This window comes from Streptomyces sp. NPDC018610 (assembly GCF_044391765.1).
In the GTDB taxonomy this organism is placed as follows: domain Bacteria; phylum Actinomycetota; class Actinomycetes; order Streptomycetales; family Streptomycetaceae; genus Streptomyces.
Map to the genome: position 1 here is coordinate 988,399 of NZ_JBISAL010000001.1, position 24,507 is coordinate 1,012,905.

Sequence of the window (24,507 nt, forward strand, 5' to 3'; positions counted from 1 at the left end):
CTCCGGAAGGAGCGCACGTGCACGACTCCAGCACGGGAAGCAGCGCAAGACCGGGAAACACCGCACGACCAGGGAACGCGGGAGGCGCCGCACGCCCCTCCAGGCGCGGTGTCCTCGCCGCGACGGCCGGGCTGACCGCCGCCCTCGCCGTCCAGGGCGCCGGAACGGCCCACGCGGCCTCCCGCCCCGACGACCGGCGGCTGCGCGCGGTCCTGTCCCGGATGACGCTCGAGGAGAAGGTCGGCCAGCTCTTCGTGATGCGGGTCTACGGCCACTCCGCCACCGACCCCGACCAGGCCGACATCGACGCCAACCTCAGCGAGATCGGCGTCCGCACCGCCGCCGAGCTGATCGCGAAGTACCGCGTCGGCGGCATCATCTACTTCACCTGGGCCCACAACACCCGCGACCCGCACCAGATCGCCGACCTGTCCAACGGCATCCAGCGCGCCTCCCTCGCGCAGCCCCGCGGTCTGCCCGTGCTCGTCGCCACCGACCAGGAGCACGGCATCGTCTGCCGGATCGGCGCGCCCGCCACCCTCTTCCCGGGCGCGATGGCCGTCGGGGCCGGCGGCTCCGTCTCCGACGCCCGCGCGCTCGGCCGGATCTCCGGCGCCGAGCTGCGCGCGATGGGCGTCAACCAGGACTACTCCCCCGACGCCGACGTCAACGTCAATCCGGCCAACCCGGTCATCGGCGTGCGCTCCTTCGGCGCCGACCCGGACGCGGTCGCGCGGCTGGTGGCGGCGGAGGTGAGCGGCTACCAGGGCTCCCGGGTCGCGGCCACCGCCAAGCACTTCCCCGGGCACGGCGACACCGCCGTCGACAGCCACTACGGCTTCCCCGTCATCACGCACAGCCGCGAACTGTGGGAGCGACTGGACGCCGTGCCGTTCCGGGCGGCGATCCGCGCGGGCATCGACTCGATCATGACCGCCCACATCCAGTTCCCGGCGCTCGACGACTCCGGCGACCCGGCCACCCTCTCCCACCCCATCGTCACCGGCATCCTCCGCGGCGAGCTGGGCTACGACGGCGTGGTGATCACCGACTCGCTCGGCATGGAGGGCGTGCGCACCAAGTACGGCGACGACCGGGTGCCCGTGCTCGCGCTGAAGGCGGGCGTGGACCAGCTGCTCAACCCGCCCTCCCTCGACGTGGCGTGGAACGCGGTCCTCGAGGCGGTGCGCGAGGGCGAGCTCACCGAGGCCCGGCTCGACGAATCGATCCTGCGCATCCTGCGGCTGAAGGCGAAGCTGGGCCTGTTCGACGGGCCGTACGCCACCGCGGCCGGCGTCACCCGCACGGTCGGCACCCGGGCGCACCTGGCCGAGGCCGACCGCATCGCCGAACGGACCACCACGCTGCTGGTCAACGAGGGCCGGCTGCTGCCGCTGTCCCGCCGCGGCCACCGGAGACTCCTCGTGGTGGGCGCCGATCCCGCCTCCCCGTCGGGCACCACCGGGCCGCCCACCACCGTGCTCGCCACCGCGCTCAGCGAACTGGGCTTCACCGCGACCGCCCTGTCGACCGGCACCGCCCCGTCCGCGGCGGGCATCGAGCAGGCGGTCGCCGCGGCCGCCGACGCGGACGCGGTGGTCGTCGCGACGTACAACGTCACGGCGGGCAGCTCCCAGAGGACGCTGGTGGACCGGCTGACGGCGACGGGCCGGCCGGTGATCGCGGTCGCCGTCCGCAACCCGTACGACGTCGCCCAGCTCCCCACCGTGCCCGCCTTCCTCGCCGCGTACTCCTGGACGGACGTGGAGCTGCGCGCCGCCGCCCGCGTGATCGCCGGGCGGGTCAGGCCGCGCGGCAAACTGCCGGTGCCGGTCCCGCTCGCCGACGATCCGGCCACGGCCCTTTATCCCGTCGGGTACGGCCTGTCGTACTAGGTCCCGGGTCCCGGCCGTCCGGCACGGCTGGTCGCACCGGGCCTCGTCCGTCCGGTACGGCCGGTCGTGCCGGGCCCCGGCCGTCCGTACGGACGGTCGCGCCGGGCCCCGGCCGTCCGGTACGGCCGGTCGTGCCGGGCCCTGTCCACGTCGGGGGGCCTGTCGTATCCGACGGGCGGACCGGGCGGACCGGGCCGGCGGGGGTGTGGGCCGTCCGCCGGGTGCGAGCCGCCGCGCCGGGGACGGCCCGGCGGGGTCTCAGCACAGGATCCAGCCGCTGTGCACCGACCCCGCGCCCACCGTCCCGCCGACGCGTACGCAGCGGTGGCCGGCGTGCACCGTGACCGGGCCGGCGCGGTAGGAGAAGCGGCCCTTGTCGGTGACCGGGCGGTTGCCGCGGGCCTGCACGGTGACCGACATCGTCTGCTTCAGCCCGGCCCGCCGGGGCAGGGTGAGGGCGCAGACGTAGCCGTCGCTCCGGTAGACGTGCACGGTGCCGGTGGCGAAGCGCATCGTCTTGACCTCACGACCGGCGCAGGTGGAGGCCGCGGCCTGCGCGGTGCCGGGCAGGGCGAGCGCCATCATCCCGGCCCCGGTCAGCACGGCCACGCCGAGTCCCAGCCGCCGACGGATCGCACCACCGTTCACGGTCACCCCTCCCCTGACACTTTTCCGTACAGGCGTACGGACGCTGGACGGGTGCCCGATGGTTGCGTCCTACGCGCGCACCACCGCACGCGGAAGCGGCGGACGCGGAGGCACCGGAACGCCGGAACGCCAGGCCGCCGTGACGGCCCGGCGGGCCCCGCGGAGCCTCAGCGGCCCCGCGGACGGCTCAGCGGGCCGCGCTGACCGGTTCCTCCGGCTCGGCCGCGCCGGTGAAGCTCCGCCACAGTTCGGCGTACCGGCCGCCGCGGGCCAGCAGCTCGTCGTGCGTGCCGTCCTCGGCGACCCGGCCGCGGTCCATGACGACCACCCGGTCCGCGCGGGCCGCCGTCGTGAGCCGGTGGGCGACCACCAGGGTCGTACGGCGGCCGGCGAGCCGGTCGGTGGCCTGGTTGACCTGGGCCTCGGTGGCCAGGTCGAGCGCGGCCGTCGCCTCGTCGAGCAGCAGGACGTCCGGGTCGACCAGCTCGGCGCGGGCCAGGGCGATGAGCTGGCGCTGCCCGGCCGACAGGTTGCGGCCGCGCTCGGCGACCTCGTGCAGGTAGCCGCCCTCCAGCGTCGCGATCATCTCGTGCGCGCCGACCGCCCGGGCCGCCGCCTCCACCTCGGCGTCGGTGGCGTCGGGGCGGCCGTAGGCGATGGCGTCACGGACGGTGCCCGGGAAAAGGTACGCCTCCTGCGGCACCACGCCGAGCCGGTGGCGGTACGCGGTCAGGTCCAGCGCCCTGAGGTCCGTGCCGTCCGCGGTCACCCGGCCGGCGGTGGGGTCGTAGAACCGGGCCACCAGCTTGACCAGGGTCGACTTGCCCGCGCCGGTCTCGCCGACGAAGGCGACGGTCTGCCCGGCGGGGATGCGCAGGTCGACGCCGGTGAGGGCCTCCTCCTTCTCGTCGTCGGCGCCGTAGGTGAAGCTCACGTCCTCGAAGGCGATCTCGCCGCGCAGGGCGGTGACCGCGCGGGGCTCGGCGGGCGGCCTCGTGGACGTCGGCTCCTGGAGCAGTTCCTGGATGCGGCCGAGGGAGACGGTGGCCTGCTGGTAACCGTCGAAGACCTGGGAGAGCTGCTGGACGGGCGCGAAGAACAGGTCGATGTAGAGCAGGTACGCCACCAGCGCGCCCGTGGTCAGCGTGGCCGCCTCCACCCGGCCCGCGCCGGCGATCAGCACGGAGGCCGCCGCCACCGACGACAGGAACTGCACGAACGGGAAGTAGACGGAGATCAGCCACTGGCCGCGGATACGGGCCCCGCGGTAGCTGTCGCTGCGCTCGGCGAACCGGCGCCCGCCGTCCCGCTCGCGCCGGAAGGCCTGCACGATCCTGAGCCCGGCCACCGTCTCCTGGAGGTCCGCGTTGACCACGGAGACCCGCTCACGGGCCAGCTGGTACGCCTTGACGCTGGCCCGGCGGAAGAAGAACGTGGCGAGGAACAGCGGCGGCAGCGTCGCGAAGACCACCAGCGCCAGCTGCACGTCGATCACCAGCAGGGCGACCATGATCCCGAAGAAGGTGACGACGGAGACGAACGCGGTGACCAGCCCGGTCTGCAGGAACGTCGACAGCGCGTCGACGTCCGTCGTCATGCGCGTCATGATCCGGCCGGTCAGCTCGCGCTCGTAGTAGTCGAGGCCGAGCCGCTGGAGCTGGGCGAAGATCTTCAGCCGCAGCGAGTACAGGACGCGCTCACCGGTGCGGCCGGTCATCCGGGTCTCGCCGGTCTGCGCCGCCCACTGCACGAGCACGGCGAGCAGACCGAGCAGCGCGGCCGCCCAGACGGCGCCGAGCGCCGCCCTGGTGACGCCCTGGTCGATGCCGTGCCGGATCAGCACGGGCAGCAGCAGTCCCATACCGGCGTCCACGGCGACCAGGCCGAGACTGACCAGCAGCGGGAGGCCGAAGCCGTGCAGCAGCCGGCGCAGGCCGTAGGACTCCTCCGGCCTGACGGCCCGGTCCTCGTCGATGTCCGGGGTGTCGGTCGCGGGCGGCAGCGCCTCCACCTGGGCCAGCAGCTCGGGGGTGGCGGGCATGCCGGCCATCGCCGTGTCCCTGGGCTCGCGCTCGCCCGCCCACAGCTTGGGCGTGATCCCGCGCTCGGCGTCGAACTCGGCGTCCAGCTCCTCCCGCACCGAGGTGTCCTCCCGGGAGGCGGCCGGCTGGACGTGGCCCGGGGAGACGCCGCCGAGTTCGTCGGGGTCGGTGAGCAGGCGGCGGTAGAGGGAGCACCGCTCCTGGAGCTCGTCGTGGGTGCCGATGTCGGCGAGCCGGCCGTCGTCGAGGACGGCGATGCGGTCGGCGAGGCCCAGCGTGGAGCGGCGGTGGGCGATGAGGAGGGTGGTGCGGCCCTCCATCACCTGCCCCAGCGCCTCGTGGATCTCGTGCTCGACCCGGGCGTCGACGGCGGAGGTGGCGTCGTCCAGGACGAGCAGGCGCGGGTCGGTGAGGATCGCCCGGGCGAGCGCGACGCGCTGGCGCTGGCCGCCGGAAAGGGTCAGGCCCTGCTCGCCGACCTTGGTGTCGTAGCCCTCGGGCAGCGCGGTGATGAAACGGTCCGCCTGCGCGGCGCGGGCGGCGGCCTCGATCTCCTCCTGGGAGGCGTCGGGGCGGCCGTAGGCGATGTTGGCGCGGACGGTGTCGGAGAAGAGGAAGGAGTCCTCGGGGACGAGTCCGATGGCGGCCCTGAGCGAGTCCAGGGTCAGTTCGCGCACGTCGTGCCCGCCGACGAGGACGGCACCGTGGCTGACGTCGTAGAAGCGCGGCAGGAGCAGGGAGAGCGTGGACTTGCCGGAGCCGGAGGAGCCGACGACGGCGAGGGTCTCGCCGGAGCGGATCTCGAAGCTGAGCCCCTTCAGGACGGGGCGCTCGGAGTCGTAGCCGAAGGAGACGTCGTCGAACTCGACGGTGGCGGGCGCGTCGGCGGGCAGTTCCTTCGCGCCCTCGGCCAGCGTGGGCTCGGTGTCGATCAGCTCCAGGACGCGTTCGGTGCCCGCGCGGGCCTGCTGGCCGACGGTGAGCACCATGGCGAGCATGCGCACGGGCCCGACGAGCTGGGCGAGGTAGGTGGAGAAGGCGACGAACGTGCCGAGCGTGATGTGGCCCTTCACCGCCAGCCAGCCGCCGAGCGCCAGCATGGCGACCTGCCCGAGCGCGGGCACGGCCTGGAGGGCGGGGGTGAACCTGGCGTTGAGCCGGATCGTGCGCAGCCGCCCGGCGAACAGCCGCCGGCCGACCGCCCGCAGCTTGGCCGTCTCCTGGTCCTCCTGCCCGAAGCCCTTCACCACGCGGACGCCGCCGACCGCGCCGTCCACCACGCCGGCGACCGCCGCGGCCTGCGCCTGGGCGTACCAGGTGGCGGGGTGCAGCTTGGTCCGGCTGCGCCGGGCGATCCAGCCGAGGGCGGGGGCGACGGCGAGGGCGACCAAGGTCAGCGGCAGCGACAGCCAGGCCATGATCACCAGGGAGATCAGGAAGAGCAGCACGTTGCCGATGGTCATCGGCAGCATGAACAGCAGTCCCTGGATCAGCTGGAGGTCGCTGGTGGCCCGGCCGATCACCTGCCCGGTGGACAGCTCGTCCTGGCGGCGGCCGTCGAGCCGGGTGATCGTCCCGTACATCTCCGTGCGCAGGTCGTGCTGGACGTCGAGGGCGAGCCGGCCGCCGTAGTAGCGGCGGACGAAGGTGAGGACGTAGACGACGAGCGCGGCGCCGATCAGGGCGCCGGCCCAGGGGGCCATGGCGCGGGTGTGGCCGCCGATCACGTCGTCGATGATCACCTTGGTGATCAGCGGGACGACGGCCATGACGGCCATGCCACCGAGGGAGGCGCCGAGGGCGAGGACGACGTCCTTCGGGTAGCGCCACGCGTACGCGGCGAGCCTGTGGGCCCACCCTCGTTTGTCCCCAGGCTGCGCTGCCACGTCGGTGCCCTCCTGACGTCCTGATCTTCCGGAAGGCACCAACGCGGACGGGAGCGGATTTCATCCCTCCGCAACAAACGGCGGGGCGAATCGTTTCTTCTGGGTGCGGAGCGGTGCGCGTGGGTGCGCGCCGATGCGGACCGGTGCGTGTCGGTGCGCGGGCGGACGGGGGCCGAGTGCCCCGCGCGGCGGAGCCGCACACCGGTACGGCCCCGCGGCTCCGGACGGCCCGGCCCGTGCGCGCCCGAAGCCGGGCCGAAGCCGGGCCGCGATCCCTCGACGACCCGTCCCTCAGGAGCGTGTTCCTCGCGACTCCGTCCGCACCCGGAGGAAGTAGAGGCGCGTGGTCTGGGCGGGGTTCTCGTTGTCGTCGCTGACCAGGAGGACGCGGAGGCTGCCCCGGGTGTCGCTGCCGGTGACCGTCATGCCCTCGATGTTGTCGAGGAGGGGATTGGGCTGGGGCTGCCTGGCGGTGGCGCCGAGGGACGGGCAGGCGGCGATGTCGGCGAGCAGGGTCTTCCCGATCGGACGGACACCGGGCTGCCCGGTCAGGTGTTCGATCTTGCTGGTGTCGGTGGCGTGGCGCGGGTCGGCGAGGTAGAGGCGGACGGTGTTGCCGACGCCGGAGGTGAAGCCGCGCTCCAGGACGAGCAGCCGGCCGTCGGGGGTGGCCTGCACCTCGGGGACGCCCAGGCCCTCGTCCGTGCGGTAGGCGTACTGGGCGCCGAGCCGGAAGGGCCCGTCGCCGGTGCGCCGCCAGGTCTGGAAGCGGACGGTGCCCGCGCTGTCGCCGTCGAGCGCGTACTCCATGGAGGCGAGCAGGGTGCGGCCGTCGGGCAGCAGGGTCAGGCCCTCGAAGGTCTGGTTGGCGGTGGCGCGGCCGGCCGGGGCGACGAGCAGGGAGGACGGCACGGGGAGGCGGTCGAGGATGCGGCCGGTGCGCGAGTAGCGGCGTACGGACGGCTCGGTCTCGGAGGTGACGAGCCTCGTCCCGTCCCGGTCGACGGCCAGGCCCTCGGAGTCGAGTGCGGCGCCGTGCTCGTCGGCGAGGGACGCCACGCCGGTCGGCCGCAGCGTGCGGCGGTCCAGGGTGAACAGCGACGAGCGGTCGGAGAGGGCGGCGAGGTCGCCGTGCCGGTCGGCGGCCAGCGCGGAGAGGTTGCCGACGTAGGCGCCCCGGTAGGTCGTCTTGTCCAGCGCGTCGGAGAAGCGGTCGAGGGTGACGGAGGACGAACAGGCGTTGTTCCGGGCCGGTGCGGCGGCGGCCGGTCCCGCGGTGAGGCAGGAGGCCGCCGCCAGGCCGGCGGTGACGGTCGCGAGTACGGTTCTCAGGCGCATGACCGTCACCGTAGGGCTCCCGCGTGTCCTGCGGGAGACCGCCTGATGAAGCGTCAGCCGCTCGGCGGCACCGGGACGAACGCCTCGGTGGGGCGCACGGGCGGCATCACGCGGCGCGCGGTCCTCGGCCCGGTGGTGGGGGCGAGGTCCTTGTGGATGGCCTTGGCGATGTTCTGGATGGTGGTGACGCCGTAGTCCATCGTGCTGTTGTCCTGCGTGAGGACCGTGATCGTGTAGTCGTGGCCGCCGCCGTTGAACGTGCCGACGCTGTGCACCCGCCAGCCGTGGGTGGAGCGTTGCAGCCAGCCGTTCTTGACGTGCACGGCGACGTTCGACGGCGCGCCGGCCGGGGTGCCCCAGCGCTGGGAGGAGACGACCTGGCCCATCAGCTTGAGGATGTAGGCGCGGGAGTTGTCGCTCAGGACGCTGTTCTTCGCGGTGACGAGGCCGAGCAGCTTCTGCTCGTCGCGCACGGTGATCTGGGTCAGGCCCCAGTAGCCGTCCGCTCCGGGCTTGGTCTGCGTCATGCCGGCGGCGCCGAGGAAGCCCTTGACCTTCGTCACGCCCAGCTGCTTCCACAGGCTGCTGGTCGCGTCGTTGTCCGACTGGGTGATCATCGCCTTGGCGAGGCTCGCCTCACGGTCGGTGAGGGTGCGGTTCGTCTTCTTGGCGTCCCACAGCAGGGTGGCGAGGACGGTCACCTTGACCACGCTGGCGGAGTCGTAGGCGCTCGACTCGCGGAGCGTGCAGGTCGTGCCGGTGGCGCGGTCGTGCAGGCCGACGGCGATGGTGCCCTTGCGGGCGGACACCGCCGAGGTGATGTCCTTCTGCAGCTTGGCGGCCAGTCCCGTCGTGAGTGACGTGCAGCTGACCTTCGGCGCGGCGGCCGCGGCGGGCGACGCGAAGGCCACGCAGGACGCGAGCATCCCGGCGCCGACACCTGCCGCCGCCAGTGCTCTGGGGCGTCGGGATATCCAGTGAGTCATGCCCAGTTGACGCACAGATGTGCGGTAAAGGTTGCACGACCGCGCGAAAAAGTGACGCGTCGTCACCCACTGGCGCCCCGTACGCCCCTGGGGCGGGTCCGGACGCGCGCGGAGGTGGAAGGCCGCGCCGCCCTGGGCAGGGATCGGTCATGCCCGATCCCGCAGCGAGCGAACACTTCCTGGCCGGACGGCTCCTGGCCGCCCTGTGGACGGCCCGTCTCCTCGCAGGAGACGGCGGAACCCCGCCCGAGGCCGACGGTTTCCCGGAGAAGGCGGTGCCCGCCAAGCTCCTGGACGAAGGGATGAAGTCCCTGACCGGCCACCTCGTCGCGGCCAGGAGCCGGGGAACCGACCGCTGGGAGGCGGCGGCCGAGGTCTTCCGCGGGATACCGGCCCTCCTCCCGAGGGAAGTGCCGGACAAGACGATGGGAGCCGGCGAACAGAAGGCGTTCACCGACGGATACGCCGAACAGCTCGCCACGCACGCCGAGAAGTACGGGCGGCTCCTGAAGAACTGACCGCCGACCGCCGCGCTCCGGCGGCCGACGCGCTCCGGCGGCCGGGCCACCGCCCGCTGGGAGCCGCGCGGGCCTCGGGGAGTCCACGGCCGGGCACCGAGGCGGACCCTCGGGGCTGCACAACCGGGCGCCGGCGCGGGCCCTTGGGCGCTTCACAGCCGGACACAAGGTGTGCCACAGCCCGCACCCACGCGCGCTGTGCACGATGCGCGGGTGACCCAAGCCACCGATCCCCTCCCCCGTCCGCCCGCGAGCCCCAAGGCGCCGCCGGACCGGCACGCCGTACGTCCCGACGCGGCGCCCCGCTGGTCCCTGCCCGCGCTGCTCGCGATCCTCGCCCTGGCCGGCGTGCTGTACAGCTGGAACCTGTCGGGCTCCGGCCTGAACAGCTTCTACAGCGCCTCCGTGCTCAGCGGCACCCAGAGCTGGAAGGCGTGGTTCTTCGGCTCGCTGGACGCGGGCAACTTCCTCACCGTCGACAAGCCGCCGCTCGCGCTGATGGTGATGGGCCTGTCGTGCCGTGTCCTCGGGTTCGGCACCTGGCAGATGATGGCCCCGATGATCGCCGCCGCGCTCGCCACCCTCTGGATCCTGCACTCCTCGGTGAAGCGGGTGTGGGGCCACGGCGCGGCGGCTCTCGCCGCGCTGGTGCTCGCCCTCACCCCGATCACCGTGGCCATCAACCGCGACAACAACCCCGACACGCTGCTGGTGCTGCTGATGGTCGGCGGATCGGCCCTCGCCCTGCGCGCGGTGACGGGCGGCCGGCTGCTGCCGCTCGTCGGCTCGGCGGTCTGCTTCGGGCTCGCCTTCAACACGAAGATGCTGCAGGGCTGGATCGCCCTTCCGGCCGTGTTCGCGGTGTACCTGTACGCGGCACGGCCGCCGCTGGTCCGGCGGATCGTGAACCTGCTGATCGCGGCGGTGGCGCTGGCCGTCTCCAGTTTCTGGTGGGCGGCGGCCGTCTCCCTGGTGCCCGCCTCCGAGCGGCCGTACATCGGCGGTTCCACGGACGGCACCGCGTGGAACCTGATCATGGGTTACAACGGCCTCGGCCGGATCTTCGGCGGCGAGGGCAACGGCGGAGGCGGGGGCGGCGGGGGCGGCGGCTTCTCGGGCACGGCCGGGCTCGGCCGTATGTTCAACGACGTCCTCGGCGGCCAGATCTCCTGGCTGATCCCCTTCGCGGCGCTCGCCTGCGCCGGCGCCCTGGTGCTGTGCGGCCGGGCCCCGCGCACCGACGCCACCCGCGCGGCCCTCCTCCTGTGGGGCGGCTGGACGGTGCTGCACTACCTGACCTTCGCGATGGCCGAGGGCACGATGCACCCGTACTACACGACCGCCCTGGCGCCCGGCATCGCCGCCCTGTGCGGCGGCGGTGGCGTGATGCTGCTGCGCGCCTTCCGTACGGACCGGCGCTGGGCGTGGGTGCTGCCGGCGGGGCTCGCGGCGACGGCGCTGTGGGCGATCGTGCTGCTGCGCCGGGCCACCGGCTGGCACACCTGGCTGTGGCCGGCGATCGGGGTGCTCATGGCGCTGGCGATCGCCGGACTGCTCGTCTTCCGCTCCGGCCGGCGGATCCGGCTGCTGGCCGCCTCCGTGACGGCGGCGGTCGTCGCGGCGGTGGCGGGTCCGGCCGCGTACGCCTGGTCGGTGCCCTCGGGCGCGGGTTCCGCCGGCGGCATGGGCGGTACGAACCCCACGGCCGGCCCCTCGACGGGCGGCGGCTTCGGCGGCCCGGGCGGAGGCGGCGGCCGGGGCGGTTTCCCGGGTGGCGGCAGCGGCGGCCCCGGCGGGGAGCTGCCCGGGGGCGGGGTCATGCCCGGGGGCGGGGAGATGCCGGGCGGCGGAGAGATGCCGGGCGGCGCGGACGGCGGTTCCGGTGACGGCGGCACGCGGCAGGGCGGCGCGCCGGAGGGCGGATTCCCGGGGAGCGGCGCGCCGGGCGGCACGAGTGGTACGAGCGGTCAGGCGTCCGGCGGGTCCGGCTCGGCGGCCGGCCCGAGCGGCGAGGCGGCCGGCGGGACGCCCCCGGGCGGCACCTCCGGCAGCGCCGGCACCTCCGGCACGGGTGGCACGCCGGACGCGGGCGACGGAAGCGGTCCCACGGGCGGCGCGGGCGGCGGCACGGGCGGCGGCCCCGGCGGTGACATGGGCGGCGCGAGCAGCGAGCTGGTCGCGTACCTGAAGAAGCACCAGGACGGCGCCAAGTGGCTGCTGGCGGTGTCGAACTCGCAGAGCGCGGCGCAGCTCATCCTCAGCAGCGGCCGGCCTGTCATCTCCATGTGGGGCTGGTCCGGCTCCGACAAGGCGATGACCCTGGCCCGGCTCAAGGAGCTGGTGAAAAAGGGCGAGTTGCACTACATCCAGCTCGGCGGCGGCATGGGCGGCGGCCCCGGGGGCGGCTCCGGCTCCGTCGCCTCCGAGGTCACGGCCTGGGTGCGGAAGCACGGCACGGAGGTGAAGGAGAGCGCGTACGGCGGCGGGAGCGCGACGGCGGACGCGCAGTCCGCGGCGAAGTCCGCCGCCGAGTCGGGCACGTCGGCCGGTTCCCCGGCCGAGGCAGGCGGCTCCACGGCGACGAGCGGACAGTCCGGGATCTACCGACTGGACCCCTCGGACGTGAGCTGACACGCACCGATGGCACTGCGATCCGCGTAACGGAAACAGTCCCTGGCCCTCCCGCCAGGGGCTGTTACGCGCCACCGACGCGCGTGGACAAAAGATGGTGTGTGCCGAAGTCCGTCATCTGACCTACTTGTCAGCTCATTGCCGAGTTCCATCACTCTTACCGAATGTCACCCATCCAAAGCCGTCGCCCCAGCTCGTCGAGGTCCGCCCGCCGCTCCTCGTACTCGGGCAGTGCGATCCGCAGCAGGCGCCAGAAGTCCTCCCGGTGCCCGGGCACCTTCACGTGGGCCAGTTCATGGGCGATGACGTAGTCGATCAGGTGCATGGGCAGCTGGAAGAGCGGCCACCCCAGACTCATCAGCCCCTTGGTTCCCGCCCCGGTCCGCGGCGGCCGGTACGAACCCCATCGGTCCCCCAGGTCCCGCACGTCGAGTTCCGGCTCGGTCACCCCCATGCGGGCCGCCCAAGGCTGAAGCCGGTGTCCCGTCCAGTTCCGGCCGGCCCGGCAATACCAGTCGATCAGCGCCATCCGTCCCGCCTGGAGATCCGCCGCCAGATCCGGGCCCATGACGAGGCGCCCCGCGATCAGCCGGACTCCTCCGCCCGCCCCCTCCTCACCGAACACGGCGAGCCGGTACGTCCTCCCCAGATAGCGGAAGACCTCTCCGTCGGCGAGCTGCTTGACAGGGCTGAGCGGGCGCGTGCGCTCCCGCTCCCGCCGCTTGGTCAGCAGCCAGTCCCGGTGCGCGCGGACGAACTGTTCCGCCTCGGCCGTCGAGCGCCCGGCCGGGGTGTGCAGGGTGAGCGTCGCGTCGGTCTCGACGGTCAGTGCGAACCGTTTCCTGCGGGTGCTGGTACGCACCCGCAGAGACAGCCCATCCACAGTCAGGAGGGCCTCGGGGGCGGAGTACGTCGAAGGATCGGCCGGGGCGGTCACCCGCCTATTCTCCCCTCGCCCTGCTCCGGAACTGGCGGAGGTTGTCCTGCGCGAAGGACGCCAGGCGCTCGGTGGCGTTCTCCAACGACGCCCAGTCCCCGCCCACGGGCCGGACGCCGTTATTGAGCAGGGCATCCTGGAGGTCTCCTGCCAGCATGCTGATGTCCTGGTGCTGCCCTTGGTACGACGCCCTGGCCATGATCCCGGTGGCCACGTCGCACACCTTGCCCGTGAGCCGCCTGACCTCCCCGCCACCCGCGAGCTTGATCCCGGGGGTGTCTTCCAGGATCTGCTCCACCAGCCGGTACACCCTCTGTTCGAGCGGCGTGAGACCGGCGAGTTCCGGGGACTCCTCCTGCTCCTGCCTGGCCTCCTCGATCAGCGGGCCGAACACCTCGATCTGCTCCTCGAAGCGACCCGGCATCGTGCGCAGGATCTCTTCCAGGCGCTTGGAGAGCCGCTCGTACTTCGCGGGGTCCTCCCGCTTCGTCCGCTCCTCCAGGTGGAATCGGAGCGCGTGGCCCATCTCCGCCGCCGCTTCCTGCGGCGGCAGCCGCCGCACGGCGTCGTCGAAGGTGAGAGCGGTGAGCGAGACCGGCGGGATGACCTGGTCGATCTCCGGCCCTTCGAGGTGGTCGGCGATCATCGCCCGGACCTTGCGTCCGTACCGGCGCAGGGTGAACGTGCCGCCCTCAGCGTCCCGGCACAGCCGCCGCACCCGCTTCTGGAGCAGGCTCCAGCGCCGGGCGTCCGCCACGTAGTCCAGGGCGTCCTCGTGCGGAAGGACGCGTTCGAGGGTGGCGAGGAACGCGTGCAGTACCTCGTCGAAATCGAACCGCAGGTCTTCGGGTTGCAGGGCGAGGGCCGCGGGCCCCAGCTTGGCGAGCTGGTCGAGCTGTGCGTCGTCGATGCCGTTGCGCCGCAGAAAGTCGCGGACCTCCTGGGCAGCGGGGCCGAGCTTGTCCACCTCGTAGGACAGTTCGCGCATGGTGTCGGTGACGTCGGCGTTGCGGTACCCGGCGAGTGCGCTGGAGAGGTGCTCGAAGACGCCGTAGTAGTCGACGACGTAACCGACCTCCTTGCCGGGCGAGGTGCGGTTGACCCGCGCGACGGCCTGGAGCAGCTCGGCGTCCCTGATCGGCCGGTCCAGGTAGAGCACCTGTTCGCGAGGGGCGTCGAACCCCGTGAGCAGCATGGACTTCACGATCAGGAACGCGATGGGGCTGTCGGTGTGCACGGGGTCGGGCACCGAGGTGGCGGGAGGCGGCGGCTCGCTGTTCGCGGCCTCGGACCACGGGGTGTTCGCACCGCCGACGGAACGGGCGGGAGGGGTCGGGGCCTGTGGCGGGTTGAAGGGGGTCACCGCGACCCACTCCGGATCGGGCGCCAGCTCGGGGAACGCCTTCTGGAAGCGCTCGGTGTACGCCTCCTGGCGGCCGGCGTCGGTCCATTCCCTCCATTCCCCGCGCTTGTGGCCGGCACCCGGGGAGATGACGGGGACGAAGTCGATCCGCCGCAGCAGGGCCCGGAACCGGTAAGCCTGGTGGAGATAGCGCTGTCTGGCGGACAGCTTCTCCGGAGGTATCCCCGTCACCGACTCCGGGTCGTACTCCGCCAACTGCTCGAGCAGTTCGTCACGGGCCTTGCGCAGGGCGTGGTGGTACTGCACGGCCGCCTTCCGGCTGACGGCCGCGACCTGGGCCTTGAAGCCGCCGGGCAGCACGGTGGTCACCCAGTGTTCCAGCATGTCCGCGGCTTTCGCCTCGATCATGGGGACGGACTCGGCGACATCCCGCTCGCTGGGCCACTTCTTGAGAAGTGCGGCCCGCTCCTCCAGGGTGCGGTCCCGGACGAGGTCGTCGAACCCCCTGTCGAGGACCTCCCCGTCACGGATCTCGCCCTCCCCCGTCCGCCCCTCGTAGCGGATGCGGACGACGACGCCGTCGTGCTCGGCGTCCTCCATCCGGTACTCGTCGAGGAAGCCCCGCGGCGAGTCGCCCCGCCCGAAGATCCGCCGCGTGTCCTCCTCGCGCCCGGTGATGATCGGCGTACCCGTGAACCCGATCTTGGCAGCGTTCGGGATCGCCTTGCGCAGGGCGGCGTGCAGGACGCTGGTGTGGGAGCGGTGCGCCTCGTCGACGAGGACGAGGATGTCCGGTGAGGTGTTGCACTCGGGGAAGTCCGGTACGGGGCCGGGGCTTTCGTTCTCGTTAGGACCTACTCCCTCTTCCGTCAGATCCCGGTCGTCCCCGCTGCCTTCCGCATCGCCGGCGAAGGTGAAGCCGGTCCCGTACTTCTGGATCATGCCGAAGACGACGCGCCGCCCGCCGTCGCGCAGCAGCCCCTCCATCTGCGTCCGGGTCTCCGCCGTCTCGACGTCGGACTCGCTGAGCTTCAGCGTCCGTGAGAGCTGGGTCTGCAACTGGGTGCGGTCGGTGACCACGACCACCATGAACTCACTGAGCCGGGGGTGCAGGTGCACACGTCGCACCAGGAATGTCATGGTCAGCGACTTGCCGGAGCCCTGCGTGTGCCAGATGACACCGCCGCGCTCGTCCTCGGTGTCTCGCCCTGCGCGGGCCCGCCCGGTCAGCAGTCTGCGGACGGCCTTCTCGGCGGCCCGGTACTGCTGGTGCCGGGCGACAGCCTTCACGGTCCGGACGGCCCCGCCGTCCGCCCCCGACTCGACGGCCATCGGGATCACGTAGTGCCGCACGACGTTGAGCAGGGCGGCCGGCCGCAGGACCACACCGACGAGCTTCTGCTGCTCGCCGAGCGGCGCGGGCGCGGCTGGGTCGGCACCGTCCGCGAGCAGGCCGGCGGTGCGCAGCTCCCGCCGCAGCGTGCTCTCTTCCTCCGGCTCGACGCTGCGCCACGGGTGGAAGTGCTCGGGCTCGGAGGTGACGGTGCCCAGGTGGGCGGTCTCGCCGGTCGCGGCGACGAGGAGCTGCACGGTCCGGAACAACTCCGGCACACCGGCGGGGACCGGAGTACCGGTGGCGTCGAGGTCCGGAACGGGGTTCCCGGCGTAGTGCCGCAGGTCGAGCACGGCACTGCGGACGGGCTCGGCGAGATCGGGGCTCTTGCACTCGACGGCGACGAGCGGGATGCCGTTCACGAAGAGGACGAGGTCAAGTATCGACAGCTCACCGGAGCGGCTGCGCACGCGGAGCTGGTCGACGACGGTGAAGGTGTTGCGTGTGACGAGGTCCGGATGCCACTCGACGTACTGGACTGTGGCGGACGGACCGCCGTGCGCGGCGGAGGGCGACGGAAGCGTCCAGCCGTGGAGCAGCATGTCGGTGGCGGCGAGGTTCGCCTGCACGACACCCTTGCCGAGGGAGAGGGAGGCGAGCTCGTCGACCGCCCGCTGGATGTCGTCCTCGCCCATCCAGGGCTGACCGTCGCTGCCCCGGCGGTTGATCCGCCGCAGTGCGGGCCCGAGCTGGTCGACGAGCAGCGGCACCGTCGCGTCGAGCGTGTCCAGTTCCACGCCCGGGATGTGCGTCCACCCCATGGCCTCCAACTGCGCGACGAACGGCCGCTCCACCTCGTCCCGCTCGACGTGCACCACCACAGCCCCGCGCCTCTCCGTACGTCCCGCCGTTCCCCGGAGATCCATTCTGTGCCCAGGGGGTGGGGCGAGGGGAGGGATCCAGACAGAGGACATGGCCGAGTGCGCGGACGTACGGGTCCTTTGTGACGGTACGTCCGCGCACTCGGCGACGGGGGCGGGTCAGGTGCCGGGGGCCTCCTCGGGCGGCCTGTGGTCACTGGGGACGGGCAGGCGGGCGCCCCTGCTGCGGGCGATGCGGTGCACGTCGTGGAGGGACTCGGCCAAGCAGGACGCGAGATAACGAAGTTGGGGCGCGGTGGTCTTGTCGTCGCCCAGGAGATCGACGGCGTGGCCGAGAAGGTCGTCGGCCATGCCGAGTTGAAGGGCTTCAATGTCGTCGGCGAAGCGTGAGAGTCGGCCGGTGCCGCTGTCGTCGGTCACGAGGTAGCAGGGGTTGCCGTCGAGGTTGGACCAGGGAAGGAGGCGGGGCCGGCCGGTCACGGGGGTGGTGACGTCGTGACTCTTGTAGATCATGCGACGCCCGCCTCCCGGACCAGGTTCCGGCGCGAGCCGACATCGACACCGTGAATACGTCGTGGCCCCACGTCGATGCCGTGCACGGCGAGCCAGAGGGTCCGGCGACGGGCGCGCTGCTGCCTGGCCTGCGCGCGCTGTTTGTGGGCGAGGAGGTAGGGGCGGACGAGCCGGGAGTCCTCACCGCGGAGGAGGGTCTCGTGCGGCGAGGGGCGGCGGCCGGGGGCGGCCGGGACGGGCCTGGCTGCTTGGTCGTCGGCACGGTGCCGGTTCCGGTGCCGATGCCGCCCGGAGGCGGGCCACGGAAGCCGCAGCAGCGGCTCGGCAAGGAGGGCGATACGGTGCAACACGTCTTCAACTCCAGTGCGGTTGAGGGCCATGCCCCCGGGCCGTCGGTAGCGGTCGCGGGGGTCTTCCGTACCCGAGGGCAGGTCGACGTGCATGGACGTCGCTGTGTAGCGATCCACTCACAGAGTGAGACGGCTCGGGCTAGGCTCGCCAGAGGGTCGGATGTGACAACGCATCTGTCACACGGGAGCTGACGATGAGCAACATCTATGGAGAGTGGTTGAAGGCGCAGCGCGAGGCGGCCGGGCTGACGCAGCAGGAGCTGGCGACGGCCGCCGTCATGACGCGTTCGCACATCGCGCACATCGAGGCGGGCCGGCGCACCCCGTCCAAGGAGGACGCGAGACGCCTCGACAGGGCGCTGAACACGGGCGACGTGCTGAGCAGCTTCCTTCCGGACGACGACACCGCCGTCGCGGGGTACTTCGAGGCGGCCCTTCAGCTCGAACAGCAGGCGACGATGATCCGGGAGTTCGCCCTGTCGTTCATCCCCGGCATCCTCCAGACGGAGAGGTACGCACGTGCGGTTCTGAGCACGTCGTTCCCTCCCGTGGGTGAAGCGGAATGTGACAGGCTCGTTGTCACACGCCTTGAGCGGGCGAAGATCCTGGAAGACCCGGTGACGCCCGTAGTCTGGGCGCTGCTTGACGAGGCTGTGCTGCGGCGGGCGGTGGGTGGACCGGAGGTCATGGCGGAACAACTCCGCCACATCGTGAAGCTGGCGGAATCAGGACGCGTACGCGTCCACGTGTTGCCCTTCGGGCTGGGGGTCCATCCCCTCATGCAGAGCATGCTCACCTTGCTCAAGTTCGAGGACCAGCCGCCGGTGGCGTACTCCGAAGGCATCCAGGTGGGCAAGATCCACGACTCCCCCGCCATGGTCGACCGCCTTGAAGGCACCTACGATCTCGCGCTAGGCGACGCAATGCCGCTCAAGGAGTCACTGACCCTGATGAGGGCGACAGCAAAGGACTACGAACACCGTGAATGAACCCATCATCCCCAACGCCTCATCTCTGCACGGTTGGCGCAAGTCGACGTACAGCGGCAACGAAGGCGGCAGCTGCCTCGAGGTCTTGGACGGCTACCCGACCGGTGTCCCGGTCCGCGACTCCAAGAACACCCAAGGGCCCGCGCTGGTGTTCCCGCCGGCCAGTTGGTCATCGTTCGTTACAGCAGTCCAGGACAGCCGCCTGTCCGCCTGACCACTTACCGCCACGACCCATCCGGCCCGCACCTCTCGGGCGGGCCGGACACCGGTTCCCTCAAGCCGCCACGCCAGAGGCTGTGACTCGCCCCGACAGCAGATCGTCCACAAGCCCTTGCTTGAGCTGACGAAGTTTGTTCAGTTCTTCTTCCTCACGCCCAATCTGCTCGTCACAGACCTCTAGTGTGGCTACGATGCGCCGCTGTTCAGCCAGATCAACCGGGAGATCAATCTCCAACTCCCTCAGCCGGGATGGATTGACATTCACCTGTTGCACCGCAACCGTCGAAATCGACCGCACCCGCTGGCGAATGAGAGGGTGCATCAGCCATTCGACAAGGTACTCCGGTGTCACGCGTTGCAGATCCGGGACTAGGCGCACCAGGTACGACGCGAAGGTCGCACCCCGCAACTCTTCACGCCACATGGCAGCCTTGCCGATGTGTTCCATACTGTTGGTCCTATTGAACAGGACGTCTCCGCGCCGGAGAAACAACTTCGAAGGAACCGGAACCGGGCAATAGCGAAGCTCACTCGCATCGATTCTGGCACTCTGAATATTGTTCATACGCAGCACTGGTACGCCACTAGCATCCCTGTCAAGGGCTTCAGAGATCCCGTACTCGGGCGATGGAACAACGTCTTTCAGCGGCACGCGATCCCAGCCTGCCGTTGGCTGAGCACTTGCTACAGACTTCATGGAATCGAGTAGGAGCCCCTGGCGCAAGCTGTGGAACTTGGCAATCGACGCCTCGATGCCACGCTCCAGCTCCGTGACACTGTTGAGTACGTCAACGATCCGCCGCTGCGCAGCCAACGGAATCAACGGAAACAAAAGCGCCCCGAACCTGCTCCCACCCAGATGCGAAATGCTTGTCTTCTCCGCGATCCCTGCGAACACCGCATTTGCACGCCACCAGACAAACACGGCTTGCGCGAACTCAGGAAGAACATCCGGACCAGGCCGGAAGCGAATCAGCGTGTTTTGGAAGCAATACTCTCCGGGAGGGCCGTCATACAGCGCGCTCCGCCCGACCATCATTAGGTTCTCCTGCCCTTCGTTGAGCAGGATGTCGCCCGGCATGAGCCCATACGTCTCGCGTTCCGCAGCCGAGAACGCCATGGAGTTCACGTCCGAGTAATCGATACGCCCCTCATACACATTCGCAACCCGAAGGTAGGGCCATTGCCCTGCACCCGTCCGGCTCGCTGGTGAGAGCTGCTTGCCCATGCGGACATCGCCGAGATTCTCGACAGGAACCCAGGAGACAGGTGCCTCACTCCGCATAGCCCAGCTCCTTCAGGAACCCGTCGAGCGCGCCCGCCGCCCGCTCCCGCCCCGCCCGAATCTCCCTCAACGAAACGGCGTACTTCCGCTCCCACGTCTCATAAGACGCCGCCAGCTCCCGCTGCCACCGCACCACATGACCGTCCAGCTTCGCCGCCAGGTCATCCCGCAATAGGTCCAGCACCACCCGGCGCTCCCCCTCCGCGTCCAACTCCTCCCTGGCTCGGAACAGCCTCGGCGGCTCCTCCCCCAGCGTGGGCGGGTCGCTCGGGTACGGATAGCGGTGGAAGGCCGCCTCAAGGCGTTTGATGTCCGCACCCGCCTTCGTGCGCGCCTTCTTCACCCGCGCCAGCTCAGCCGTGAGCTCGGCCAGCTCCTCCACGCTCAGAGCGACTTCCTCCGAGTCGGCCTCGCCGTCGGCCGGGTCGCCGTCGGCCTCCGGCTCCTCACCGCCCTTGGAAAGCCGCGTGCTCAGCTCCTTGAACCGTGCGTCCACCTCCGCCTTGCGCGCATCCGCCTCCGCCAGCTCCTCCAGGAACTGCGGAGCGATCGCGGCGACCACCTTATGGTCGTACGCCTGACGCCGCTCCGCCGCCGACCTCGTCCGCAGCTTCTTCGTCCGCGCGTCCTGTTCGGGCGAGAGCATCGTGTCGACGTTCTCGACCCACCCGTCGACGACACCCCCGAACCCGTTCTCCGACAGCGCGAGCAGGTCGTACTTGGCGTCCCACCACCAGCCCGCGACCGCCCCCGCCAACGCGTACCGGTCCAACAGCCCGACCCGTCCCAGCCGTTCCCCGAACGACTTCATCAGCTGTCCCCGCACCGCCATCAGCGCGGCCTTGCGCTCGGAGGATGTGGACGAAGCGAGGGTTTCGGGTGTGGCCGCCACCGCCTCCAGTCGGCGGGCGGCCTCCTCCTCCCACCACTTGCCGAACTCCGCCCGCAGCGCCTCCTCCCGGGGCCGGGCCAGCTCGCCCAGATCGGGACGGCCGCCCGCCGCCTCGTCCCGGAAGTCGACGTACGCCGGGTCCGCCGGCTTCCACTCCACGAACAGATCGGTCACGCCGATCCCGTACGAGTCGAGCAGCGGCTTCTTCGCCTCGATCTCGGCGCGCGGGACGCCGCCCACCAGGTGCGCCCGCACGTCCTGCGGCTCGGGCGGGGGCGTGTTGTCGACGTACCGGCGGATGTTGAGGTTGTCGTCGTTGGCGGCGAGTTCCTCGCGGGTCACGATCCGTGAGAAGCCGGGCACCTCCTCGTACGCGTGGAACGTCGAGACGATCTTCTCGGCGTGCTCGGGGAGCAGGATGTTCTGGGCCCGCTCCGCGTGGAACTCGCGGTCGGCGTTGATGAACAGCACCTTTCCCTCCCGCGCCCGGTCCTTCCGGCCCGGCGGGCGCAGCACCAGGATGCAGGCCGGGATGCCGGTCCCGTAGAAAAGGTTCGGGGCGAGGCCGATGACCGCCTCGACGGTGTCCTTCTCCAGCAGCTCCGTACGGATGGCCTTTTCACCGCCGCCGCGGAACAGCACGCCGTGCGGCATGACCGTGATCACCATGCCGCCGCGGGAGCCCTCCCGCTTGGCCTCCCACAGCATGTGCTGGAGGAACATCAGGTCGGCCTTGCCGCGCTCGCTCGTCGCCCCGTACTTGGCACGCTCGGCCGGGTGCGCCAGGTCCGCAAGGGTGTAGTCCAATGAGAACGGGGGGTTGCTCAGTACGCCGTCGAAGCGGTCCTCGTCCGAGCGCGGAACGTGCGCCGGCTGCGAGAGCGTGTCCCCGGTGGCCAGGTCGAAGCGGCGCACCCCGTGCAGGACCATGTTCATCGTCGACATGATCCAAGAGCCGGAGTTGGCGTCCTGACCGGCGAAGAACATGGACGACGTGTCGCCGCCGTGCTCCTCCACGTACTCCGCCGCGTGGATGAGCATGCCGCCCGAGCCGACGCACGGGTCGTAGATCCTCATGTCCTCGGTGGGGGCGAGGAGCTCGACCATCATGCGGACCACTGCGCGCGGGGTGTAGAACTCGCCGCCCTTGCGTCCGGCCGTGTCCGCGAACTCCTTGATCAGGTACTCGTACGCGGCACCGATCAGGTCGGGGAACTCGAAGTCCTCCGTGCGCAGCCGGATCCGCCCGAAGTGCGCGATGAGAAGCTTCAGGCGCTGGTCAGCGAGCTTGGCCGCGCCGGACGCGGCGCCCGATCCGCCGATGCGGTTGAAATCGAGGTGGTCGAAGAGGCCCTTGAGTTTCGCGTTCTGGCTCTCGAGCGCTTGCAGCGCGGGACGCAGCGCCTTCTCGTTGATGTTGTGGGGGACGGCGGAGATCTTGTGCCAACGAGCCACCTCCGGCACGTACAGCACATCGCGCTTGCCGTAGGGGCCCGGCAGCTCCAGATAGCCGGGAACGTCCTCGTCGGCGAGCTTCAGCTCCTCGACGGCGTACCGCCTAATCCGTTCCCTGGCCGCCTCGAACTCGTCGTTGGCACGCTTCAGGAAGAGCAGCCCGAAGATGTAGTCCTTGTACTCGGAGGCGTCCATCGTGCCGCGCAGAATGTCCGCGGCGGCCCACAGATGCCGTTCCAGCTGGGCGAGCGTGAGCTTGGCCACGTACGACTCCCTATGACCCGACCTGAGATGACGGAGAGACCCTATGACCCCGCCCGGGCCATACCGAAATCAGCGCGTGATCATGGCCGAGAAGGGTCAGTAGCTGTCGATGTGCAGCGCCTTCTCCACGAACTCGTGCACGTCCGTGTAAGGGTCCCTGTCCCACTTGCCCACATGTGCCGGGTGCTGGCTGTTCATCCGCTCGGCGTTCTTGCGCGCCGTCTTATAGCGGCCCAGGATCTGGTGCGGCAAGACGACCTTGGGAGTCTTGGCGTCCTGGGAGCCCCGCTGGAACGGGAGCCGCTCGGCCGCCCCGTCGCACACCCCGGCGAACGAGCCGTTGACCGGCTTGTAGTGCGCGAGGCGCCACACCTCGAAGCACGGGTGCGAGAAGGCGACGCCGATACCCGCCGCCTCCGCCTCGTCCAGTGCGTCGCGAATGTACTTGTAGTTGTCGTGGTCGAAGAGGCACCAGACCTGAGACAGGTACTCCTCCTCCAGCTTGGCGCGCTTCGCCTTGCGGTCCTCTTCACGCTTCAGCCTGATCGCCTGCTTGACCAGGTCGAGCGGCTTGCGCCCGCTGTCCGCCCTGCGGTTGGCGATGTGCATCTCCACCGGGACCTTGCCGGCGAGTGGAACGCCCTGGTCCTTGAGGATGTCGAGATACGAGGGCTCGGTCACCTTGCCCTCGGTGAAGATGAAGACCTGGCGCTTGCGCTGTCCGCCCCGCCGGGCCGGACGCTCCCACGAGTCCTTGCCCTTCTGCGCCCGCCCCATCAGTCGCGCCCCGTTCGGTCCGCTCGCTCGCCTGTCTCGTCGTAGGTGCCCGCTTCACGCGCCACCAGCAGCCGCCGCGCGATCTGCCCCTCCAGGAGGGCCGGAACACCGCCGAATGCCCCTGCGAGATAGGACTGTGTCAGGTCCTCGTCCTCGCCCGGCTCCGCGTCGGTGAGCGGATACAGCTCGGTCGCGCCGTCCTTGTCCTTCTCCGTCAGCCACACCTGCGCCGGGTCCAGGAGCCGCTCGCCGCTCGGGGTGGTGAGCACCGTCGCGTCGTGCGACGTGAAGACCAGCTGGGCGCCCTTCGGGTTCGCGTCCGGGTCGTGGAAGAGCCGGACGACCTCGGCTGCGAAACGGGAATGCAGGCTGGCGTCGAGTTCGTCGACGAGGAGGACCGCGCCTTCGTCGAGGGCGAGGAGCAGTGGGCCCAGGAGGGCGAACCAGGAGCGGGTGCCGTAGGACTCCTCCTGCCAGTCGAAGGACACGTCCCCGGCAGCCGAGTGGTGTGTCAGCTTCACCGTGTCCCGGCCCGGGCCGTCCTGGACGACCGTAGCTCCGGTGATGCCGAGGTCGGCGACCCTCAGCAGCTCCTGGATCCTGGTGGCCCTCGGACCGGACAGTTCCTTCGTGGTGTACCGCGCGCGCTCGTCCCGCTCGACCTCCGGGCTGATCATCCAGAAGTTACGACGGAACCAGTGGAACAGCGGGGAGAGCTGCGGATGGTTGTCCGTGCCGGCCGTGGAGAGCAGGAGTGCGTTCGGGCGCGTGCGTCGGACGAGCTGGGCCCGGTCCCTGACCCGCCCACCGGGCCACTTGAACACCTCCGAACGGGAAGCGTCGCGGTCCAGCCATTCCTGACGGCGGCCGCGCGGGTAGCTGTGCAGCCACTCGGACTCGACGCGTGTAGCACCGAGCTCGAAGCCGTACGTCCAGCGGACCTCGTCGATGACGACGTCGACCTCGAAGAAGGAGGGTTCGCTCTCGGCCTTGGGGTCCAGGGAAAAGACCTGGCGCGGGATGCCTTCGTAAGAGGCCCACTGCGCATAGGAGTTGAGCACCGCGTTACGCATGTCCGTCATCGCCGTCAGCACGTTCGACTTACCGGAGGCGTTGGCCCCGAAAATGCCGATCAGCGAGAAGAGGGAGACGGAGCCGCCGCCTGCGAGATCCACCGGGTTCGCCGATCCGCTCCGCTCCTCGCCGGGCGCGACGAAGGACAGCTCCTGCTCGTCTCGCAGGGACCGTACGTTCGCGACGCGGAACCTCAGCAGCACGCTGCCCTCCTCTCCGCGCTCAGAGTAA

At 71.0% G+C, this 24,507-nt stretch carries 17 protein-coding genes; 5 read left to right on the top strand and 12 right to left on the bottom strand.

The annotated features are described in order from the left end of the window. Nucleotides 1-17 precede the first annotated feature (17 nt). On the top strand, nt 18-1,895 hold the full coding sequence (locus ACH5A8_RS04340; RefSeq protein WP_398997769.1) for a glycoside hydrolase family 3 protein: 1,878 nt from the start codon (nt 18-20) through the stop codon (nt 1,893-1,895). Between the two features lie 258 nt (nt 1,896-2,153). On the opposite strand, the gene ACH5A8_RS04345 is transcribed toward ACH5A8_RS04340, so the two are convergent. The 4 genes from ACH5A8_RS04345 to ACH5A8_RS04360 form a co-directional block, all read right to left on the bottom strand. Then, nucleotides 2,154-2,543, bottom strand: coding sequence for a hypothetical protein (locus tag ACH5A8_RS04345; RefSeq protein ID WP_398997771.1), 390 nt, complete (start codon nt 2,541-2,543; stop codon nt 2,154-2,156). Nucleotides 2,544-2,730: 187 nt separating this feature from the next. After that, nucleotides 2,731-6,471 carry an ABC transporter ATP-binding protein gene (locus ACH5A8_RS04350; RefSeq protein ID WP_398997773.1) on the bottom strand — a complete coding sequence of 1,247 codons (3,741 nt, stop codon included), beginning with the start codon at nt 6,469-6,471 and terminating at the stop codon, nt 2,731-2,733. 291 nt (nt 6,472-6,762) lie between these two features. Continuing rightward, a complete protein-coding gene (locus ACH5A8_RS04355) occupies nt 6,763-7,809 on the bottom strand; it encodes an esterase-like activity of phytase family protein (protein WP_398997775.1) in 1,047 nt (348 codons plus the stop codon). A gap of 53 nt (nt 7,810-7,862) precedes the next feature. Further along, nucleotides 7,863-8,735, bottom strand: coding sequence for a serine hydrolase (locus ACH5A8_RS04360; RefSeq protein ID WP_398997777.1), 873 nt, complete (start codon nt 8,733-8,735; stop codon nt 7,863-7,865). Nucleotides 8,736-8,944: 209 nt separating this feature from the next. Between ACH5A8_RS04360 and ACH5A8_RS04365 the strand changes: the two genes are divergently transcribed. Both ACH5A8_RS04365 and ACH5A8_RS04370 read left to right on the top strand, forming a co-directional pair. Then, complete coding sequence (locus ACH5A8_RS04365; protein ID WP_398997779.1) at nt 8,945-9,313, top strand: hypothetical protein; 369 nt, start codon at nt 8,945-8,947, stop codon at nt 9,311-9,313. A 213-nt stretch (nt 9,314-9,526) separates the two neighbouring features. Then, nucleotides 9,527-11,944, top strand: coding sequence for an ArnT family glycosyltransferase (locus tag ACH5A8_RS04370; protein ID WP_398997781.1), 2,418 nt, complete (start codon nt 9,527-9,529; stop codon nt 11,942-11,944). Between the two features lie 157 nt (nt 11,945-12,101). Here the strand turns inward: ACH5A8_RS04370 and ACH5A8_RS04375 are convergent, their stop codons facing one another. From ACH5A8_RS04375 to ACH5A8_RS04390, 4 genes are all read right to left on the bottom strand, one after another. Continuing rightward, nucleotides 12,102-12,806 (bottom strand): M48 family metallopeptidase, encoded by a 705-nt coding sequence (locus tag ACH5A8_RS04375; RefSeq protein ID WP_398997783.1) that lies wholly within the window; start codon nt 12,804-12,806, stop codon nt 12,102-12,104. A 79-nt stretch (nt 12,807-12,885) separates the two neighbouring features. Further along, on the bottom strand, nt 12,886-16,458 hold the full coding sequence (locus ACH5A8_RS04380) for a type I restriction endonuclease subunit R (RefSeq protein ID WP_398997785.1): 3,573 nt from the start codon (nt 16,456-16,458) through the stop codon (nt 12,886-12,888). 159 nt (nt 16,459-16,617) lie between these two features. Continuing rightward, a complete protein-coding gene (locus tag ACH5A8_RS04385; RefSeq protein WP_398997787.1) occupies nt 16,618-16,971 on the bottom strand; it encodes a hypothetical protein in 354 nt (117 codons plus the stop codon). Further along, nucleotides 16,968-17,321: a hypothetical protein gene (locus tag ACH5A8_RS04390; protein WP_398997789.1), complete on the bottom strand. Its 354-nt coding sequence runs from the start codon at nt 17,319-17,321 to the stop codon at nt 16,968-16,970. Before ACH5A8_RS04390 ends, ACH5A8_RS04385 begins: the two co-directional genes overlap by 4 nt. 194 nt (nt 17,322-17,515) lie before the next feature. On the opposite strand from ACH5A8_RS04390, the gene ACH5A8_RS04395 reads away from it, so the two are divergent. Continuing rightward, nucleotides 17,516-18,310 carry a Scr1 family TA system antitoxin-like transcriptional regulator gene (locus ACH5A8_RS04395; protein WP_398997791.1) on the top strand — a complete coding sequence of 265 codons (795 nt, stop codon included), beginning with the start codon at nt 17,516-17,518 and terminating at the stop codon, nt 18,308-18,310. After that, nucleotides 18,303-18,524: a DUF397 domain-containing protein gene (locus ACH5A8_RS04400; protein ID WP_398997793.1), complete on the top strand. Its 222-nt coding sequence runs from the start codon at nt 18,303-18,305 to the stop codon at nt 18,522-18,524. Before ACH5A8_RS04395 ends, ACH5A8_RS04400 begins: the two co-directional genes overlap by 8 nt. A gap of 60 nt (nt 18,525-18,584) precedes the next feature. Here ACH5A8_RS04400 and ACH5A8_RS04405 read toward each other — a convergent pair whose 3' ends face one another. The 4 genes from ACH5A8_RS04405 to ACH5A8_RS04420 form a co-directional block, all read right to left on the bottom strand. Next, entirely contained in the window at nt 18,585-19,814 is a 1,230-nt protein-coding gene (locus ACH5A8_RS04405; protein ID WP_398997795.1) for a restriction endonuclease subunit S, read from the bottom strand. Next, on the bottom strand, nt 19,804-22,425 hold the full coding sequence (locus ACH5A8_RS04410; RefSeq protein ID WP_398997797.1) for an N-6 DNA methylase: 2,622 nt from the start codon (nt 22,423-22,425) through the stop codon (nt 19,804-19,806). Before ACH5A8_RS04410 ends, ACH5A8_RS04405 begins: the two co-directional genes overlap by 11 nt. A gap of 96 nt (nt 22,426-22,521) precedes the next feature. Continuing rightward, on the bottom strand, nt 22,522-23,202 hold the full coding sequence (locus ACH5A8_RS04415; protein WP_398997799.1) for an RloB family protein: 681 nt from the start codon (nt 23,200-23,202) through the stop codon (nt 22,522-22,524). Beyond that, entirely contained in the window at nt 23,202-24,479 is a 1,278-nt protein-coding gene (locus tag ACH5A8_RS04420; protein WP_398997801.1) for an ATP/GTP-binding protein, read from the bottom strand. The genes ACH5A8_RS04415 and ACH5A8_RS04420 overlap by 1 nt, the downstream gene beginning before the upstream one ends. Nucleotides 24,480-24,507: the final 28 nt, after the last annotated feature.

Excerpts from the sequence above, each read along its gene's own strand:
- ACH5A8_RS04355 (WP_398997775.1), bottom strand. The coding sequence starts at position 7,809 with ATGCGCCTGAGAACCGTACTCGCGACCGTCACCGCCGGCCTGGCGGCG.
- ACH5A8_RS04360 (WP_398997777.1), bottom strand. The coding sequence starts at position 8,735 with ATGCTCGCGTCCTGCGTGGCCTTCGCGTCGCCCGCCGCGGCCGCCGCG.
- ACH5A8_RS04365 (WP_398997779.1), top strand. The coding sequence starts at position 8,945 with ATGCCCGATCCCGCAGCGAGCGAACACTTCCTGGCCGGACGGCTCCTG.
- ACH5A8_RS04385 (WP_398997787.1), bottom strand. The coding sequence starts at position 16,971 with ATGATCTACAAGAGTCACGACGTCACCACCCCCGTGACCGGCCGGCCC.
- ACH5A8_RS04395 (WP_398997791.1), top strand. The coding sequence starts at position 17,516 with ATGAGCAACATCTATGGAGAGTGGTTGAAGGCGCAGCGCGAGGCGGCC.
- ACH5A8_RS04405 (WP_398997795.1), bottom strand. The coding sequence starts at position 19,814 with ATGCGGAGTGAGGCACCTGTCTCCTGGGTTCCTGTCGAGAATCTCGGC.
- ACH5A8_RS04415 (WP_398997799.1), bottom strand. The coding sequence starts at position 23,202 with ATGGGGCGGGCGCAGAAGGGCAAGGACTCGTGGGAGCGTCCGGCCCGG.